This is a genomic window from Microbacterium binotii, assembly GCF_021398715.1.
Classification (GTDB): Bacteria; Actinomycetota; Actinomycetes; order Actinomycetales; family Microbacteriaceae; genus Microbacterium; species Microbacterium binotii_A.
Map to the genome: position 1 here is coordinate 2,295,737 of NZ_CP090347.1, position 17,557 is coordinate 2,313,293.

General features: G+C 69.1%; 18 protein-coding genes. 2 read left to right on the top strand and 16 right to left on the bottom strand.

What is annotated here, in order from left to right; all coding sequences use genetic code 11:
* Positions 1–29: 29 nt before the first annotated feature.
* The 16 genes from LXM64_RS11430 to prmC form a co-directional block, all read right to left on the bottom strand.
* Positions 30–2,804: an FtsK/SpoIIIE domain-containing protein gene (locus LXM64_RS11430; protein WP_234073310.1), complete on the bottom strand. Its 2,775-nt coding sequence runs from the start codon at positions 2,802–2,804 to the stop codon at positions 30–32.
* Between the two features lie 88 nt (positions 2,805–2,892).
* Positions 2,893–3,663: a PP2C family protein-serine/threonine phosphatase gene (locus LXM64_RS11435; RefSeq protein ID WP_234073311.1), complete on the bottom strand. Its 771-nt coding sequence runs from the start codon at positions 3,661–3,663 to the stop codon at positions 2,893–2,895.
* 145 nt (positions 3,664–3,808) lie between these two features.
* Positions 3,809–4,678, bottom strand: coding sequence for a DUF5684 domain-containing protein (locus LXM64_RS11440; RefSeq protein ID WP_234073312.1), 870 nt, complete (start codon positions 4,676–4,678; stop codon positions 3,809–3,811).
* Between the two features lie 119 nt (positions 4,679–4,797).
* Complete coding sequence (locus LXM64_RS11445) at positions 4,798–5,547, bottom strand: YaaA family protein (protein WP_234075469.1); 750 nt, start codon at positions 5,545–5,547, stop codon at positions 4,798–4,800.
* 64 nt (positions 5,548–5,611) lie between these two features.
* Complete coding sequence (locus tag LXM64_RS11450; protein ID WP_137416473.1) at positions 5,612–5,872, bottom strand: F0F1 ATP synthase subunit epsilon; 261 nt, start codon at positions 5,870–5,872, stop codon at positions 5,612–5,614.
* Between the two features lie 2 nt (positions 5,873–5,874).
* Positions 5,875–7,329 carry a F0F1 ATP synthase subunit beta gene (gene atpD / locus LXM64_RS11455; protein WP_234073313.1) on the bottom strand — a complete coding sequence of 485 codons (1,455 nt, stop codon included), beginning with the start codon at positions 7,327–7,329 and terminating at the stop codon, positions 5,875–5,877.
* A 17-nt stretch (positions 7,330–7,346) separates the two neighbouring features.
* Positions 7,347–8,252 (bottom strand): F0F1 ATP synthase subunit gamma, encoded by a 906-nt coding sequence (locus LXM64_RS11460; protein WP_137416471.1) that lies wholly within the window; start codon positions 8,250–8,252, stop codon positions 7,347–7,349.
* Between the two features lie 18 nt (positions 8,253–8,270).
* Positions 8,271–9,911: a F0F1 ATP synthase subunit alpha gene (atpA, locus tag LXM64_RS11465; RefSeq protein ID WP_137416470.1), complete on the bottom strand. Its 1,641-nt coding sequence runs from the start codon at positions 9,909–9,911 to the stop codon at positions 8,271–8,273.
* 62 nt (positions 9,912–9,973) lie between these two features.
* Positions 9,974–10,765, bottom strand: a complete 792-nt coding sequence (locus tag LXM64_RS11470; RefSeq protein ID WP_234073314.1) for a F0F1 ATP synthase subunit delta — start codon at positions 10,763–10,765, stop codon at positions 9,974–9,976.
* Positions 10,765–11,325, bottom strand: a complete 561-nt coding sequence (locus LXM64_RS11475) for a F0F1 ATP synthase subunit B (protein WP_137416468.1) — start codon at positions 11,323–11,325, stop codon at positions 10,765–10,767. The genes LXM64_RS11470 and LXM64_RS11475 overlap by 1 nt, the downstream gene beginning before the upstream one ends.
* 28 nt (positions 11,326–11,353) lie before the next feature.
* A complete protein-coding gene (gene atpE, locus LXM64_RS11480) occupies positions 11,354–11,590 on the bottom strand; it encodes a F0F1 ATP synthase subunit C (protein ID WP_137416467.1) in 237 nt (78 codons plus the stop codon).
* Between the two features lie 40 nt (positions 11,591–11,630).
* The gene (gene atpB, locus LXM64_RS11485) at positions 11,631–12,455 is read right to left on the bottom strand and encodes a F0F1 ATP synthase subunit A (RefSeq protein ID WP_192900672.1); all 825 of its coding nucleotides are present in this window, start codon (positions 12,453–12,455) and stop codon (positions 11,631–11,633) included.
* 114 nt (positions 12,456–12,569) lie between these two features.
* Positions 12,570–13,067, bottom strand: a complete 498-nt coding sequence (locus tag LXM64_RS11490; RefSeq protein ID WP_234073315.1) for a hypothetical protein — start codon at positions 13,065–13,067, stop codon at positions 12,570–12,572.
* On the bottom strand, positions 13,064–14,230 hold the full coding sequence (locus LXM64_RS11495; protein WP_137416465.1) for an MraY family glycosyltransferase: 1,167 nt from the start codon (positions 14,228–14,230) through the stop codon (positions 13,064–13,066). Before LXM64_RS11495 ends, LXM64_RS11490 begins: the two co-directional genes overlap by 4 nt.
* On the bottom strand, positions 14,227–14,925 hold the full coding sequence (locus tag LXM64_RS11500) for an L-threonylcarbamoyladenylate synthase (protein WP_137416464.1): 699 nt from the start codon (positions 14,923–14,925) through the stop codon (positions 14,227–14,229). The genes LXM64_RS11495 and LXM64_RS11500 overlap by 4 nt, the downstream gene beginning before the upstream one ends.
* Before the next feature lie 66 nt (positions 14,926–14,991).
* Positions 14,992–15,897 carry a peptide chain release factor N(5)-glutamine methyltransferase gene (prmC, locus tag LXM64_RS11505; protein ID WP_234073316.1) on the bottom strand — a complete coding sequence of 302 codons (906 nt, stop codon included), beginning with the start codon at positions 15,895–15,897 and terminating at the stop codon, positions 14,992–14,994.
* Between the two features lie 97 nt (positions 15,898–15,994).
* Between prmC and cysK the strand changes: the two genes are divergently transcribed.
* Both cysK and epsC read left to right on the top strand, forming a co-directional pair.
* A complete protein-coding gene (cysK, locus tag LXM64_RS11510) occupies positions 15,995–16,933 on the top strand; it encodes a cysteine synthase A (protein ID WP_234073317.1) in 939 nt (312 codons plus the stop codon).
* Positions 16,933–17,508, top strand: a complete 576-nt coding sequence (gene epsC / locus LXM64_RS11515) for a serine O-acetyltransferase EpsC (protein WP_234073318.1) — start codon at positions 16,933–16,935, stop codon at positions 17,506–17,508. Before cysK ends, epsC begins: the two co-directional genes overlap by 1 nt.
* Positions 17,509–17,557 lie beyond the last annotated feature (49 nt).

Below are 17,557 nucleotides of genomic sequence, written 5' to 3' on the forward strand. Positions count from 1 at the left end.
CAGACGTTAGGGGTCGGACACATGGGCGGTCAAGCGATCCGGCGCGCGAGGGCCGGATCGACGCCCGGCAGCTGCACACGCACGGGCAAGGCCCCCTCTCGCACGAGCCACGCTCGCCCGCGCCCGGGAGCGCAGAAGGGCGGCAATGCGCGATCACCGGTGAGCATCCGGTACTCCGCGGCACACTCCGCGTCCACGAGCAGATCGCCGCGCGCGCGGACCATCTGCAGCACGGGCCACGACCTCTGCCACAGTTCGGGGTCCGCGACGATCGCACGCGCGGCGCCCGGGTCCGCGCGATCGACGTCGGCCATGGCGACGATGTCGCACCCTCGGTCTGCGAGAGCGGCTGCGACCCGTCGCGCCTGCATCCCGTCGCGGATGACGACGCCCACCGGACCCGGGCCGCCCGCGTAGAGAGGAGGCTCCACGGCGGCCACCCGGAGCGGGGCCTCGACCCACGGGACCTGGATCGGCCGGCCGTCGAGAGCGCCCCGCCCGGCGGGAGCCTGCGCATCGAAGAGTTCGGGCGCGCCTCCCGCGCCGAGGTGGTCGATCTTGCTCGGCATCCGCAGCAGCACGCGCCTCGGGAGGAGGTCGGCGATGCGTGCGAGCGGCCCCATGGCCCGCCCGCTGGAGATCGCGAAGCGCCTCCCCTGGGCGCGTGCGGATCGACAGGACCGCTCGATCATGGCCAGAGCGGCCGCCGCGTAGTCCGGCGGAAGACCGGCCAGCGCCGCATCCAGGTCGTCCACCACCACGAGAGCATCGTCGGCCCCGTCGAGCTCGCACAACGCGTCCCAGAGTCCTTCGGGGTCGCCCGGAAGCCACCGCGCGGGAGACTGCGCGGCGAGCGCAGCGAGCGCCGTGGTCCGCCCGCTTCCGGGACCGCCGAGGACGAGGACGCCGGCGTCGTCCTTCTCGAGCCGCGCGGCGCGCTGACGCTGATGATCCGGTTCGTCGACGAGCCCGACGACGGGTCGTTCGGCGCTCACCGGTGCTTCGGACAGCGGCCAGCGCTGCGGAAGCGGGGGTTGCCAGGGACGCCGAGGAGCGGGCTCCGCACGGCGACGGTCGCAGATCGTCGCCACATCCGCGGGAGTGGTTCGCGCCACGCGAAGGGCATGCGGCTCCGCATCGCCTGCGCGCCGTACGAAGGCGGTGCCGCGGGATGCGAGCTCGCCCGGAATCTCCGCGGCGGCGTGGGTGCCGATGACGAAGCGACTGTCGGCGTCGTCGACGACCCGCAGACTCACGCGGAGCGGACAGTTCGCCAGCAGCGACTCGCGCACCACGCCCGCGGCACGTTGCGTGCCGAGGATCAGATGGATGCCCAGTGCCCGCCCGCGCGCGGCCAGGTCGGCGAACAGCGTGCCGAGTTCGCGGTGCGCCTCCAGCAGGGCGGCGAACTCGTCGACCACCACCACGAGGCGCGGCAGCTCCACACCCGCGTCGGCGACATCGCGCGCGCCCGCCGCGGCGAGGGCACGTTCACGGTGCCGGATCTCCGCCCGCAGGCTCTCCAGCGCGCGCTGCGTCGCGTACGGGTCGAGGTCGGTCAGCACACCCGCGACGTGCGGCAGCTCCGCGAGGGCGTCGAACGCGGTCCCGCCCTTGAAATCCGCCAGCAGGAACGTGACCTCCCGCGTGCTGCGCGTCGCCGCCAGCTGCGCCACCCAGGTGACCAGGAGCTCGCTCTTGCCGGAGCCGGTCATCCCGGCCACGAGGGCATGCGGACCGTCCGCGACGAGATCGACGATCGCCGGTCCGTTCCCGTCGGCGCCGATCGCCACGGCGAGACCGACCCCCGCAGTCGGGTGCTCGAGCTCGCGCGCCGCGACGTCCGACGGCAGCTCTCGCCGCCCGGGCAACGCCCGGTACCGCTCTCCCAGCGCGGACGCCAGTCGCACGGCCTGAGCGGCCGAGAGCACGTCGACACACACGTCGACCGCGCGCCCGGCGTACTCCAGTCGGGCGCGGTGGATGTCGTCGAGGGTGAGCACCGCCGCGCACCGGGTCGGCACCGGTTCGTGGGGCTCGACCACGATGACCGCGGCGTCCTCGCGGCCACGCACCTGCGCGGCGTCGAGGTCCAGATGACACGGCACCCCGGACCCGGCGCGATGCGGCAGTGCGGCGACCCACGCATCGGCGGCCTCGGTCACGACGCGGAGCGAACCGGGCGGATGCGTGCAGCACAACTGCAGCACGAGCCCGCGAGCCACCGCTGCCGCGATGACCCGCGGACCGCGCACGGCGATCCCGGCGCCGAGCGGGACCGTCACGGGCGCGTCCGAGACGGTCCCTGCGCGCGTGATCAGTTCGCGGGAGAGCTCATCATCCGCGGCGTTGACACGGACGTCGCTGACGACGTCGCCGTGACCCACGACGAGCAGCCCGCCGCGCGACGGATGCGGTCGCCACAGCTCCCCCGGTTCGTCGAGGTAGCCGTCGAGGGTGGGCGTCGCGCGTGACGCCTCCGAGCGCTCCACAGCGTGGCGCCGGTCGATCTCTTCGCGGATGCGCAGCGCCAGCGCCGCGCGAACCCGCTGCTGCTCCCTCGCCGCGCGGCGGCCAGCCCGGGATCCGTCCAGGACCCCCGCGACGGCGATCACGGGTCCGAGCAGCGCGAACCACAACACTCCGGCATAACCGGTCACCTGCCAGAGCACGAAGGCCCCCAGCACGGGCGCGAGAGAGGCCAGCCACGGGATCGGCGGTCGGCGTCGGGGCGGATCCGGTGGCGGCAGGGTCAGATGCGGCGAGGCAGCGGCACGACCGGCGGCCGGCTGAGGAGTGAACACGACCCCAGTGTGGAACGCGGTTCGCTGCGGCAGACCTACCAGGTCTCGCGGGTGGCATGCCTCGCGGCAGGGGCAGGGCTGTGGAGGATCAGTCGGTGCGTGCGACGTTCAGAACGATCACGGTGACGTTATCGCGTCCGCCGTTCTCCAGCGCCGCATCCATCATGGCGGCCGCCGCTTCGGCCGGGTCCTCGTGCTCGCGCAGGAAGTGCTGGATGCCGTAGTCCGTGAGCTCTTTGGTCAACCCGTCCGAGCACACGACGAAACGATCGCCATCGAGCACGTCGAGCCGGATGTAATCCGGCCGCACACTGTCGCTGGGACCCACAGCACGAGTGATCACGTTGCCGTAGGGGTGATGCTCGGCCTCTTCGGGGCTGAGTCGCCCGGCTGCGACGAGCTCCTGAACGACGGAGTGATCGGTCGTGATCTGCACGAGGGTGTCGTCGCGGAGCAGATAGACCCGCGAATCTCCGATGTTCAGACTCACCCAGTGCGGCTCGTTCCCGGTGAGTTCGAGGAAGACACCCGTCACGGTGGTACCTGTGCCGTCATCGGTGGCATCGGGGTGCGACGCGATGTCCTTGACAGCCTTCGCGAGCGCCTTCTCGATGGTCTTGGGTGTGACGGATCCCGAACCGACGATCGCTTCGAGGCGGTTCACGGTGCTGGAGCTGGCGATCTCCCCCCCGATGTGCCCGCCCATCCCGTCCGCAACGACGAACAACGGATACTCGGCGAACACAGCGTCCTGATTGACCTCGCGGCGGCGTCCGACATCCGTCAGAGCCGCCCAGGCGAGCTCGATCGATCCCTGCGGCAGCGGCACGGTGCGCCGCCGGGTCGCAGCCTCGGGCACGCGGTGTCCTTCCATCGGGGGTATGGGCACGCCGATGTCGGCGCGGTCCTCACATCCTAACGACTGCGTCCGGCGGATCGGACCCGGCGGGCCGGATGCGGCGAGCCTCCGTTCACGGGGGACGGAGGCTCGCCGAGGGAATCTCTCAGCCGCGCGGCGGCTCGGCCTCATCCGAACCGGGCGTGGTCGGCGGCGCGGGCGGAGCCGTGGGCGGGACGGCCGGGTCACTCGGCGCGGCCGCGCCGTCAGCGGGAGGAGGGGTGTACGCCGGCGGCGGGTACGCGCCCGGCTGCGGCGCCGGCGGCGGGTACGCGCCCGGCTGCGGGGCCGGCGGCGGGTACGCGCCGGGAGCAGCGTATCCACCCTGCTGCGGCGGGGGCGGGTACGCACCGGGCTGCTGCGGGTATCCGCCCGGCTGCGTGTAACCGGCGGGGGGAGGGTACGCACCGGGAGCGCCGTAGGCCCCCTGCGGGGCGGGAGCACCCGGCTGTACCGGAATGCCGGACCACACGACGTTGTCCGCGAGGAAGCTGCGGCTCCACGGCGCCGGCGGGATCTGCGGGTTCCACCGCGACTTGTCGTAGGCCATGATGCCGAGCCAGACGATGCTGAGGAAGAAGTAGAGGACGACCCACGCGCCTTCCTTCTGCAGCTTCTGCCCGACGCGGTACGCGGCCATCACCACGTACACGGTCGATGCCAGCGTGGGGAGGAGCGCGAAGAACGTGCCGATGTACGGGATCAGGCTCAGCACGAAAGACGCGCCGAAGAGCACGAGGAGCCACCAGGGGTTGAGGTCGCCGAGCTTCACGAACACCATCTCGCGGTACACGGGCACCCAGCCGCGCCACTTGCCCTCGACGCCGGCCTTCTCGAAGAGCTTGTTGTAGAAGATCGAGGAGACGACGTAGGCGGCGATACCGATCAGAAGGAAGACGCCGAAGAAGACGGCGAAGAATCCCAGGAACGCGGCCCCGGAATAGCCGTAGTCATAGTTGTACGCATAAGGGTTCACGGGGAATCCTCTCGGGTCAGAGGCATGGTGGCCTCGCGGAACCACCCGTCCCGCGGCTCACATCGTAGCGACCCTGAGTGTTGCCTGACAGGGGCTTGCGTGAAGTTGGGGATGAACCCTCATACCGTGAGGCGGAGTTCGCCGTTCTCGGCGTCGGAGGCCGCGATCCCGGCGTCTTCCGTCCAGCGGAGGAACGCGCCACGGGACGCGATCCGCGGACGCTCCTGCGCGAGCCTGCGGACGAGGGCACCCTTGGCGTGCTTGTTGAAGTGGTTGAGCGCCCGCACCTCGCCGTCCGCGCCCGTGGTGACGACACGGACGTAGGCGGAAGCGGACCCCTCGGGAACGGGGCCGAGCGCCACATAGGCCTCGGAACGCAGGTCCAGGATGAAGCGCGCGCCGGCCTCTCCCAGCGCCGACGTCACCGCCTCGGCCCAATGCCGGCGCAGCGGAGCGAGGCCCGGCAGAGACGCGCCGGCCCCCAGCCGGTAGGCCGGAAGCGGATCGAGAGCTCCGACCGGGCCGAACGGGGCGGAGTGGATCAGCACATGCTCTCCGAGCCACCGTCGCGCCCGCGCATCGAGAGATGAGGCGTCGAGGGCATCGAACAGGACACCCGTGTAGCGGTCGACCGCCGGCATCGTGGGAGATGACCGCAGCGCGGCGTTGACCGCCACCTCCCCCCGCTGGCGCGCGCTCAGCTTGAGGATGTTCGCGGCCGCATCCTCGTCGCGCGAGAGTTCCACGAGCGCCGACACGACCGCCTCGCGCTGCGGCGTCAGCTCCGGCAACCGCAGGGCCACCGAGCTCCACGGTGCGCCCGCACCACCGGCGCGCTTGGTCTCGGACGGTGGCAGCAGCACGAGCATGGTCACTCCAGGAGAACGACACACGCCGCCCGCGAGAGCGGACGGCGTGTGTACGGGATGCGGGTCAGGAAACGAGTGCCGCGTTGCCGGCCACGATCGTGACCTGGTCGTGCTCGACGGAGATGAAGCCGTCGTGCGCGTTCGCGACGATCTTGTTCCCACCGGGCTCGGTGATGCGCACCTGCCCCTCGGCGAGGATCGCCAGCACCGGCTCGTGACCGGTCATGAAACCGATCTCGCCCTCGATGGTCTTCGCGATGACCAGGTCCGCCTCACCGGACCAGACCTCGGCATCCGCGGAGACCAGACTCACCTTGAGCGGCATGATCAGCCGTTCTCCTTCTGGATCTGCGCCCACTTGGCCTCGACGTCGGAGATACCGCCGACGTTGAAGAAGGCCTGCTCGGCCACGTGGTCGAACTCGCCCTTGACGATCGCGTCGAACGACTCGATGGTCTCCTTGATCGGGACCGTGGAGCCCTCGACACCGGTGAACTTCTTCGCCATGTAGGTGTTCTGCGAGAGGAACTGCTGGATACGGCGTGCACGCGACACGACGATCTTGTCCTCTTCGGAGAGCTCATCGACACCGAGGATCGCGATGATCTCCTGCAGTTCCTTGTTCTTCTGAAGGATCTGCTTCACCGAGGTGGCCACACGGTAGTGGTCCTCACCGATGTAGCGCGGGTCCAGGATGCGGCTGGTCGAGGTCAGCGGGTCGATCGCGGGGTACAGGCCCTTCGACGCGATCTCGCGCGACAGCTCGGTGGTCGCGTCGAGGTGCGCGAACGTCGTCGCCGGAGCCGGGTCGGTGTAGTCGTCGGCGGGGACGTAGATCGCCTGCAGCGAGGTGATCGAGTGTCCGCGGGTCGACGTGATGCGCTCCTGGAGCACACCCATCTCGTCGGCGAGGTTCGGCTGGTAACCCACGGCGGAGGGCATACGACCCAGCAGCGTGGAGACCTCGGAACCGGCCTGCGTGAAGCGGAAGATGTTGTCGATGAACAGCAGCACGTCCTGCTTCTGCACGTCACGGAAGTACTCCGCCATCGTCAGAGCCGACAGTGCGACACGAAGACGCGTCCCCGGCGGCTCGTCCATCTGGCCGAAGACGAGGGCGGTCTTGTCGAAGACGCCTGCCTCCTCCATCTCACCGATGAGGTCGTTGCCCTCACGGGTGCGCTCACCGACACCGGCGAACACCGACACACCACCGTGGTCCTGCGCGACGCGCTGGATCATCTCCTGGATGAGGACGGTCTTGCCGACACCGGCACCGCCGAACAGGCCGATCTTGCCGCCCTGCACGTACGGGGTGAGCAGGTCGATGCTCTTGATGCCGGTCTCGAACATCTCCGTCTTCGACTCGAGCTGGTCGAAGCTCGGCGCCTGGCGGTGGATGCCCCAGCGCTCGGTGATCTCGACCTGCTCGCCCGGAGCGGCGTTGAGGACGTCGCCGGTCACGTTGAAGACCTTGCCCTTGGTGACATCGCCGACGGGAACCGTGATCGGGCCGCCGGTGTTGCGCACCTCCTGCCCGCGGACGATACCGTCCGTGGGCTTCAGGGCGATGGCGCGCACGAGGTCATCACCCAGGTGCTGGGCGACCTCGAGCGTGATCTCCGTCGACTCCTCGCCGATGGTGATCGTGGTCTTGAGCGCGTTGTAGATGTCGGGGATCGCGTCGTGCGGGAACTCGATGTCGACGACGGGGCCGGTCACGCGCGCGACGCGCCCGACGACGGCGACGGACGCCTGATCGGCCGTTGCGGTGGTGGTCATGGTGTCTTCCTCGTTTTCTACTTGCCGGACGCCAGGGCGTCGGCGCCGCCGACGATCTCGGCGATCTGCTGCGTGATCTCGGCCTGACGCGCGTTGTTGCGCAGGCGGGTGTAGTCGGTGATGAGCTTGTCGGCGTTGTCGCTGGCCGACTTCATCGCCTTCTGCGTGGCGGCGTGCTTGGCCGCCGAGGACTGCAGGAGGGCGTTGAAGACGCGGCTCTGGATGTACACCGGGAGCAGGGAGTCCAGAACGGCCTCGGCATCCGGCTCGAACTCGTAGAGCGGGTAGACCGCCGCCGCGGATGACGACGCCTCTTCGGCCGCCTCGACGACCTCGAGCGGGAGGAGACGCACAGTCTCCGGGCTCTGGGTCATCATGCTCACGAAGCGGTTGTACACGAGGTGGATCTCGTCCACCCCGCCCGCTCCGCCGCCGCGGCGGAAGGCCTCGAGCAGCGTGTCCGCGATCTCTTCGGCGGTCGAGAAGTGCGGTGTGTCGGTGTCACCCGTCCACTCCGCGGCCGCTTCGAGCTTGCGGAACTGGAAGAACCCGACCGCCTTGCGGCCGACGAGGTAGAACACCGGCTCGCGGCCCTCGCTGCGCAGAAGCTCGCCCTGTTCCAGCCCCGCCCGGATGATCTGCGAGTTGAACGCCCCCGCCAATCCGCGGTCGGACGAGAAGATCACGACGGCGGAGCGGCGGATCACCTCGGGCTCACGCGTGAGCGGGTGGTCGACGTTCGAGTACGTCGCGACGGCCGACACGGCCCGCGTCACGGCCTGCGCGAAGGGCGAGGATGCGCGCACGCGCGTCATCGCCTTCTGAATGCGCGAAGCCGCGATGAGCTCCATCGCCTTCGTGATCTTCTTGGTCGTCTGAGCAGAAGCGATCTTCTGCTTGTAGACCCTGAGTTGAGCGCCCATGATTTACGGCTCCGTACGTCAGCCGCGACGGCCCTTGACGATCTTCTCCTGGTTGATGTCCTCGACCTCGGCGGCAGCGAACTGCTCGTTGCCGGGGGCGCCGATGGCCTTGGCGCCACCGGAGGTGAATTCCAGGATGAACTCGTCAGTGACCTTCTCGAGCTCGGCGACGGTCGCGTCGTCGAGTACGTTGGTGTCGCGGAGGGTGTCGAGAACCTGCGTGTTGCGACGCAGGTGGTCCAGCAGCTCGCGCTCGAACTTCAGCACGTCCTCGACCGCGATCGCGTCGAGCTTGCCGTTGGTGCCGGCCCAGATCGAGACGACCTGCTCCTCCACCGGGTACGGCGAGTACTGCGGCTGCTTCAGCAGCTCGGTCAGGCGAGCACCGCGCTCGAGCTGACGACGCGAAGCCGCATCCAGGTCGGAGGCGAACATCGCGAACGCCTCGAGGGAGCGGTACTGCGCGAGTTCCAGCTTCAGCGTGCCCGAGACCTTCTTGATCGACTTGACCTGGGCGTCACCGCCGACACGCGAGACCGAGATACCCACGTCGACCGCGGGACGCTGGTTGGCGTTGAACAGGTCGGACTGCAGGAAGATCTGGCCGTCGGTGATCGAGATCACGTTGGTCGGGATGTAGGCCGACACGTCGTTGGCCTTCGTCTCGATGATGGGAAGACCCGTCATCGAGCCCGCTCCCAGCTCGTCGCTCAGCTTCGCGCAGCGCTCGAGCAGACGCGAGTGCAGGTAGAACACGTCACCCGGGTAGGCTTCGCGGCCCGGCGGGCGGCGCAGCAGCAGCGAAACGGCACGGTAGGCCTCGGCCTGCTTCGACAGGTCGTCGAAGATGATCAGGACGTGCTTGCCGCCGTACATCCAGTGCTGGCCGATGGCCGAGCCTGTGTAGGGGGCGAGGTACTTGAAGCCGGCGGGGTCGGAGGCGGGAGCGGCGACGATCGTCGTGTACTCCATCGCGCCGGCGTCCTCGAGCGCACCCTTCACGGATGCGATCGTGGAGCCCTTCTGGCCGATGGCGACGTAGATGCAGCGCACCTGCTTGTTGACGTCGCCCGACTCCCAGTTGGCCTTCTGGTTGATGATCGTGTCGATCGCGATGGCCGTCTTGCCCGTCTGGCGGTCGCCGATGATGAGCTGGCGCTGCCCACGGCCGACGGGGATCATGGCGTCGATCGCCTTGATGCCGGTCTGCAGGGGCTCGTGCACGCTCTTGCGCTGCATGACGCCGGGCGCCTGCAGTTCAAGGGCACGACGACCCTCGGCCTCGATGGCGCCGAGACCGTCGATGGGGTTTCCGAGCGGGTCGACGACCCGGCCGAGGAAGCCGTCGCCGACGGGCGCGGAGAGGACCTCACCGGTGCGAGTGACCGGCTGACCGGCCTCGATGCCGGCGAAGTCGCCGAGGACGACCACACCGGCTTCCTTCTCGTCGAGGTTCAGCGCGAGACCCTGGGTGCCGTCTTCGAACACGACGAGCTCGTTGGCCATGAGGCCGGGGAGGCCCTCGACGTGCGCGATGCCGTCGCCGGCGTCGATGACGGACCCGACCTCTGCCGTCGCGGCGCCGGTCGGCTCGTATGCTGCGACGAAGTCCTTCAGGGCGTCACGGATGACGTCGGGGCTGATGGAGATGTCTGCCATTGTCTTCCTTCGGTTCATGGGGCCTCGGCCCCGAAGTCTCCGCCGTGCGGCGGGAAGTCTTGTCAGCCGGCGAGCCGCTGACGGAGATCGGCGAGACGCGCGGAGACGCTCGCGTCGATGACGTCGTCGGCGATCTGCACACGCAGTCCGCCGACGATCGACGGGTCGATGACCGTGTTCAGCGCCACGTCGGCGCCGTACCGTGCCGACAGGGTGGAGCGGAGTCGCTCGCTCTGCGCGTCGCTGAGCGGCGCGGCCACCGTGACGGTGGCCACGACTCGGCTACGCTGCGCCGCGACCAATGACAGGGCACGCGCGAGCGCCTGGCGGATCCGACGCTCGCGCGGCTGCTGCACGAGACCGGACACCACCAGGACCGTCGCCGCACTCGCACGACCGTCGAGGAGCTTCTCGACGAGCGCGCCCTTGGCGGCGTTGTCACCCATGCGCGAGCCGAGGGCGAGCTCGAGCTCGGGGTTCTCGGCGACCGTGCGGGAGAAGGCGAAGAGCTCACCCTCGAGGTCCGTGTCGGATGCCGCGACGGACGCGGCCCGCACCGCGAGCTCCTCGACACCGTCGACGAGCTCGTCGGCGGACGACCAGCGCTGCACCACCACGGCCTCCAGCAGCTGCACGGCGACCGAGGAGAACCTCGGACCGAACACGTCCGCGATGACCTTGCGGCGCGCGTCGCCGGCCGCGGCGGAATCCGATACCGCGCCCGCGAGCGCGGACGAGGAGCCGAGGACGCGGGCGGCCTGGAACAGCTCGCCCGCGACCTCGAGATCCACTCCGGATGCCTCACCCAGAGCGGTGGTGGTCACCGCGAGGGCGTGCGTGGTGGCGCTTCCCATTAGTTGGCCGCCTTCTCAGAGGCCTCGAGCTCTTCGAGGAAGCGGTCGACGACGCCCTGCGCGGCCTTGTCGTCGCTCAGCTTCTCGCCGATCACGCCGCCGGCGAGATCGAGAGCGAGCGTGCCGACCTCGGCGCGCAGCGTGACCAGGGCGGTCTGGCGCTCGGCCTCGATCTGGGCGCGCGCCTGGGCGCTCACACGGGCAGCCTCGGTCGACGCGGCCTCACGTGCCTCGGCGACGATCTTCTTGCCGTCCTCGCGGGCGACCTCACGGATCTCACCGGCTTCCTTGCGCGCCTCGGCGAGCTGAGCGGTGTACTCCTCCAGCGCGGCCTCGGCCTGACGCTGTGCCTCGTCGGCCTTGGCGATGTTGCCCTCGATCGCGGCGGCCCGCTTGTCGAGGAGCTCCTGCATCCGAGGAAGCACGACGCGCCAGAAGACGAACAGGATGACGACGAAGCACACCGCCGACCAGACGATGTCGTACACCGCCGGGATGAGGGGGCTCGGGGCTGCCGCGCCACCTTCCTCGGCGGCGCGGGCGACAAGAGCGTTCAGCATCCTGTCTCCTTACTTTGGTCGATGGGGCTCAGGCGCCGAAGATGAAGCCGGTCGCGATACCGATGAAGGCGAGCGCCTCGGTGAAGGCGATACCGATGAACATGAGGACCTGCAGGCGGCCGGCGAGCTCGGGCTGGCGAGCGACGCCCTCGATCGTCTTGCCGACGACGATGCCCACGCCGATAGCGGGGCCGATGGCGGCGAGGCCGTAGCCGATCGTCGCGACAGATCCGGTCACCTGGGCGAGAACCGTAGTTGCGTCCACGGATGTTTCCTTTCGTTGTGGGCGGCGGGTGCCGTCCCGATCAGTGCTCTTCAGCGACAGCGAGCTGGATGTAGACCGCGGTCAGGATGGTGAAGACGTATGCCTGGAGGAAGGCCACCAGGATCTCGAAGAGGGTGAAGGCGAAGCCGAAGGCGAGTGTTCCGGCGCCGAGCAGCGTCCAGAATCCGCTGAGCCCGAAGACGAAGAACTGCGTCGCGGCGAAGAACAGCACGAGCATGAGGTGTCCGACGATCATGTTCATCAGCAGACGCAGGGTGAGCGTCACCGGCCGGATGATGAAGGTCGACAGGAACTCGAGCGGGATGATGATGATGTACAGCGGCCACGGCACGCCCGAAGGCATCAGAGAGTTCTTGAAGAACTTGCCCGGGCTCTTCTTGACGCCTGCGTAGATGAAGGTGACATACGCCACGACGGCGAGCAGCAGCGGAACCGCGATGACGCTCGTACCGGCGATGTTCAGACCCGGGATGATGCCCGTGATGTTCATGAACAGGACCATGAAGAAGATGGTCGTGAGAATCGGCAGGAAGCGGTTGCCGTCCTTGCGGCCCAGCAGATCGTGCGCGATGTTGACGCGGACGAAATCGAGCCCCATCTCCACGACGCTCTGGAAGCGGGTGGGGATCAGACGCATCCGTCGCGTACCGACCAGGAACAGCACGACGAGCACGACGGTGGCCAGGATCTGGATCAGGTTGATCCGCGTGATCGCGAAGGGCGATCCCTCGAAGAGGATCGCATCCGGGAAGAATTCCCAGATGGAGGGCGCATGGAACTCGGGGCCGGATTCCTCGGCGGAAACGATCAGGGTCGCAGCTTGACTAAACAGCGCTTGCTCCAACTTCGGGGCACCGGTCTAAACCGTTGCGACGATGGATGATGTACACCGCGCTCGGGCACTCTGGCGCTCGTGGTCGGGTGCCGGAACAGCCTATCAAACTCCCAGGGTCGCCAGTCACACCGACCCCGACGGGCGGGCGTCATCGGTGCGCTCCCCCTCTTCCGGGTCGGTGGGCAGTGTGGTGTCCGAGACGTGCGGCAGCCGGCGGCGCATGAGCACGACGACATCGACCACGAGCGAGGCGATGACGCTCACCACCAGGGCCACGAAGAAGACGCCCGGCACGATCCAGGCCGCCCCTCGCAGCGCGAGCATGACCAGCACGAACACGACGAGCTTGAGGATCCACCCGCCCAGGACGATGCCGAAGAAGATCGGCACGTACAGCGGGTCGCCGAACCAGCGGTTGGCGATGAGGATGCTGCCGGCGGTGATCCCGAGGAAGACGGCGGAGATCAGCACGCCGACCAGCGCGCTGATCAGTCCCTCGACGCCGGCGACGAGCAGTCCCCCGACGGCTCCGGCGACCAGCAGGACGCCGATCACAGCGGCGAACCACAGCAGGGCGGTGCGCAGGAAGGGCGTACTGGAGACGGGGGTGGGGGCATTCATGGAGTTTCCTCGGCGATCTCGTCGGGGGCTGTGGTGGATCTCGAACGGCGGGCGGGCAGGAAGGTGACGACGAGGCAGGCGGCGACGCCGACCACGCCGAAGGCCACTCCGATCCAGTACTGGCCGAACCAGTCCTCACGGGTGGCGATGTACATCAGCAGGAAAGTGATCCCGATGATCGCCGTCCACGCGTAGAAGATGAGCACGGCATCGCGGTCGGAATGGCCCATGTCGAGCATCCGATGGTGCAGGTGCTTGCGATCGGGTGAGAACGGTGACTTGCCCGCCCGCATCCGACGAAACACTGCGGAGCCGAAGTCCAGCAGCGGCAGGATGACAACGGCGATGGGCAGCAGGATCGGGATGAAGGCACCCAGCAGCTGCGATCGACCCAGCTGGTCGGGATCCAACGCGGCCGGCGGCAGGTTGCCGGTGATCGAGACAGCGGAGGTCGCCATGAGCAGTCCGAGCATCAAGGCGCCCGAGTCGCCCATGAACATCTTCGCGCGGTGCCAGTTGAACGGCAGGAAACCCGCGCACGCGCCGACGAGGACGACGGCGATGAAGGAAGACAGATTGAAGTAGGTGCTGGCACCGACATCGCGGGTGAGGACGTACGCGTAGACGAAGAAGATGCCGTTGGCGATCAGACACACCCCCGCCACGAGACCGTCCAGTCCGTCGATGAAGTTGACCGCGTTCATCACGATGACGATCGAGAACACCGTGAGCACGATGCTCATCCAGCTCGAGCCCACGGTGACCCCGCCGATCGGCAAGGCGTAGATCTGGATGTGCCCGAACCAGGCGATGATGCCCGCCGCGACGAACTGGGCACCCAGCTTGATCATCCAGTCGAGGTCCCAGAGGTCGTCCGCGATGCCGACGAGCACGATCAACAGCGTCGCGGCGAGGATCGAGAGGATCGGCCACGGGTCGATCCAGAAGATCGAGAAGAACGGGTTCGTGGAGGAGATGGCGAAGGCCGCAAGCACCCCGAGGAACATCGCGATCCCGCCCAGGCGCGGCGTCGGGCGGGTGTGGACATCGCGTTCACGGATCGCCGGGTGGAGTTTGTACCGGATGGCGACACGCCAGACCGTCCACGACAGCGCCGCCGTGATGAGCGCCGTGACGACGGCGATCAGCAGGTACTGCGTCACGCGGAGTCGCCCGCGCCCTCATCCGGCTCCGGCTCCGGCTCGAGCCGGTCGCCCAGGACCGCCAGGATCTCGGAGCGGTCGACGGCACCGTAGCGGAGGATGCGGGCGTGTCCCGTGCCGCCGAACGCGAGCGGCGTCGCATCGATGATGGTCGAAGGCACGCCGCGATCACTCGCACCGTCGTCGAGGTACACCGACACGCTGTCACCGAGCATCTCGAACGCGCCGTGCGCGTCGATCGCAGCGGGCTTGCCGGTGAGGTTCGCGCTCGAGACGGCCAGCGGACCGGTCTCCTCGAGCAGCTCCAGGGCGAGCCGGTGCGCCGGCATCCGAACGGCCACCGTGCCGCGGGTCTCCCCCAGATCCCAGGACAGCGAGGGCTGAGCGGGCAGGACGACAGTGAGCCCGCCCGGCCAATGCGCCTCGACCAGGCGTTCGATGGGCTCGGGCAGGTCGCTCACGAGCGCACGCACGGTCGACAGGCCTGCGACGAGCACGGGCGGAGGCTGCTGGCGTCCCCGGCCCTTCGCCGCGAGCAACGCAGCGACCGCGGAGGGGCTGAACGCGTCAGCGGCGACGCCGTAGACGGTGTCGGTGGGCATGACGACGAGCTCGCCGCGTGCGATCGCCTGGCGGGCTGCGCGCATACCGGCCAGGAGCTGCGACTCGTCGCGGCAGTCGTAGAGAGGGGACATGTCGGCTCCATTCTACGTGCGAGGCGGCCGCCTGCCGGGGAGCGCGGCGGCGCTCACGTCACGGGATCAGGGTCGGATCGCGGTGGTGGCGCGGTCACGCAGCGTGAGGTCGGGGTGCGTGGCGGCCGATCGCCACCCCGCCGTGGTCAAGACCTCGCGGACTGACGCTCCTTGCACCTCGGCGTGCTCGATGACGATCATGCCCCCCGGGTGCAGCAGCCGCAGGCCGACCTGGGCGAGCACGCGCACGACGTCGAGGCCGTCCTCGCCGCCGTACAGCGCCTGCGGCGGATCGTAGAGGCGGACCTCCGGGTCGCGCGGAATCGCCTCAGCGGGGACATACGGCGGGTTGGAGACCAGGACCGAGACGCTGTGGTCGAGATCGCCGAACGCGTCCGACAGGTCGGCGAAGACGAGCCGAGCGTTCGGCGCGTTCACTCGCGCGAAGTTCTCCTTGGCCCAGATGTAGGCGTCGACGGAGTTCTCCGCGGCGTGCACCCGCGCATGCGGCACCTCGGTCGCCATCGACAGCGCGATCGCGCCGGAACCGGTCCCGAGATCGACCGCGACCGGCTCGGGCGATGCACTGGCACGCAGGGCGTCGATGGCAAGCTGGGCGACCATCTCGGTCTCGGGGCGCGGAACGAACACGCCCGGACCGACGGAGAGCTCCAGATGCCGGAACGGCGCGACGCCCGTCAGATGCTGCAGCGGCTCGCGTGCCGCACGGCGCTCCACGAGACGCATGAGGCGCTCGCGCGCGGCGGTGTCGAGCTCGGCTGCGCGGATGGCCGCAGCTTGCACCTCCCCGCGACCGATCCCCAGCACGTGTGCCAGGAGCAGCTCGGCATCGACGCGCGGGTCGACGATGCCGGCACGGGCGAAGCGCGCCGAGACGTCGCCGAGGACGACGTCGATCCGCGATGTCGCGGACGGGTGGACATCCTGGTCGGAAGGCGTGGAAGGGCACATGGGCCCGCCCAGCCTACCCGCTGCGTCATACTCGGCCTCCGGCGGGATTGCTCCCCTAGGCTGGGCGCACCTCGTCCCCGACTCGAAAGGTCGCGTCATGCCCGGCATCCACTCCGACATCACCTCCGCGTTCGGCGAGACGCCTCTCGTGCGTCTGAACCGCGTGACGGAGGGCGTCGACGGCGTCGTCCTGGCCAAGCTCGAGTTCTACAACCCCGCCTCCAGCGTGAAGGACCGCCTCGGGATCGCGATCGTCGACGCCGCGGAGGCGTCCGGCGAGCTCAAGCCCGGCGGCACGATCGTGGAGTCCACGAGCGGCAACACCGGCATCGCCCTCGCGATGGTGGGCGCCGCCCGCGGCTACCGCGTCATCCTGACCATGCCCGCCTCCATGTCGAAGGAGCGCCGCATCCTGCTGAAGGCCTTCGGCGCCGAGCTGGTGCTCACCGACCCGACGAAGGGCATGTCGTTCGCGGTCGACGAGGCCAAGCGCATCGTCGCCGAGACGCCCGGCGCCGTCTGGGCCCGCCAGTTCGAGAACGAGGCGAATCCCGCCATCCACCGCCGCACGACGGCCGAGGAGATCCTGCGCGACACCGAGGGCAAGGTCGACTACTTCGTCGCGGGCATCGGCACGGGCGGCACCATCACGGGTGTGGGCGAGGTGCTCAAGGAGCGCGTGCCGGGCGTGAAGATCGTCGCCGTCGAGCCCGCCGACTCCCCCATCCTCACCAAGGGCCACCCGGGGCCGCACAAGATCCAGGGCATCGGGCCGAACTTCGTCCCGGCCATCCTCAACCGGGACATCATCGACGAGGTCATCGACGTCGAGTTCGATGACGCGATCCGCGTCGCCCGGGAGACCGCCGCCAAGGATGGCGTGCTCGTGGGCATGTCCAGCGGCGCCGCGATCTGGGCCGCTCTCCAGATCGCCGCACGCCCCGAGGCCGCGGGCAAGAACATCGTCGTCATCATCCCGTCGGCGGGCGAGCGCTACCTCACCACTGCACTGTTCGAAGACCTCCGCGAGGACTGATGCCGGTCGCTGTGATTCGCCGCATCCGGGAGGACATCGCCGCCGCCCGGATGCGGGATCCCGCCGCCCGCGGCGGAGCGGAGATCGCTCTGCTGTACCCGGGACTCCACGCGATCTGGGCACATCGCGTCTGGCACGCGCTGTGGCGTCGGCGCCTGCGCTTCATCGCACGGGCGGGATCCCAGGTGACGCGATGGCTCACGGGCATCGAGATCCATCCCGGCGCTCGGATCGGCCGCCGCTTCTTCATCGACCACGGCATGGGCGTCGTGATTGGCGAGACGGCGGAGGTCGGCGATGACGTCATGCTCTACCACGGGGTCACCCTGGGCGGCCGCCAGCGCGAAGGCGGCAAGCGGCACCCGACGCTCGGCAACGGTGTCGCGGTCGGCGCCGGTGCGAAGATCCTCGGGCCCGTGCGCATCGGCGCGCACAGCGTCGTCGGAGCCAACGCCGTGGTCACGCGCGACGCCCCGGCCGACAGCGTGCTGGTCGGCGTGCCGGCGAAGGCTCGGCCGCGCAGGGGCAACGAGGACACCCGCGCGCTGCTCACCGCGCCCGAGTACTCGATCTAGCCCGTGCCACCTGCACGCCCCGCTCTGACGTCGGCGCCGCATCCGCCCC

Bases quoted from the DNA above. Each gene is read 5' to 3' on its own strand.
- LXM64_RS11445 (WP_234075469.1), bottom strand. From the start codon at position 5,547: ATGCTCGTGCTGCTGCCACCGTCCGAGACCAAGCGCGCCGGTGGTGCG.
- LXM64_RS11450 (WP_137416473.1), bottom strand. From the start codon at position 5,872: ATGCCGCTCAAGGTGAGTCTGGTCTCCGCGGATGCCGAGGTCTGGTCC.
- atpD (WP_234073313.1), bottom strand. From the start codon at position 7,329: ATGACCACCACCGCAACGGCCGATCAGGCGTCCGTCGCCGTCGTCGGG.
- LXM64_RS11460 (WP_137416471.1), bottom strand. From the start codon at position 8,252: ATGGGCGCTCAACTCAGGGTCTACAAGCAGAAGATCGCTTCTGCTCAG.
- atpA (WP_137416470.1), bottom strand. From the start codon at position 9,911: ATGGCAGACATCTCCATCAGCCCCGACGTCATCCGTGACGCCCTGAAG.
- LXM64_RS11470 (WP_234073314.1), bottom strand. From the start codon at position 10,765: ATGGGAAGCGCCACCACGCACGCCCTCGCGGTGACCACCACCGCTCTG.
- LXM64_RS11475 (WP_137416468.1), bottom strand. From the start codon at position 11,325: ATGCTGAACGCTCTTGTCGCCCGCGCCGCCGAGGAAGGTGGCGCGGCA.
- LXM64_RS11490 (WP_234073315.1), bottom strand. From the start codon at position 13,067: ATGAATGCCCCCACCCCCGTCTCCAGTACGCCCTTCCTGCGCACCGCC.
- LXM64_RS11500 (WP_137416464.1), bottom strand. From the start codon at position 14,925: ATGTCCCCTCTCTACGACTGCCGCGACGAGTCGCAGCTCCTGGCCGGT.
- prmC (WP_234073316.1), bottom strand. From the start codon at position 15,897: ATGTGCCCTTCCACGCCTTCCGACCAGGATGTCCACCCGTCCGCGACA.
- cysK (WP_234073317.1), top strand. From the start codon at position 15,995: ATGCCCGGCATCCACTCCGACATCACCTCCGCGTTCGGCGAGACGCCT.
- epsC (WP_234073318.1), top strand. From the start codon at position 16,933: ATGCCGGTCGCTGTGATTCGCCGCATCCGGGAGGACATCGCCGCCGCC.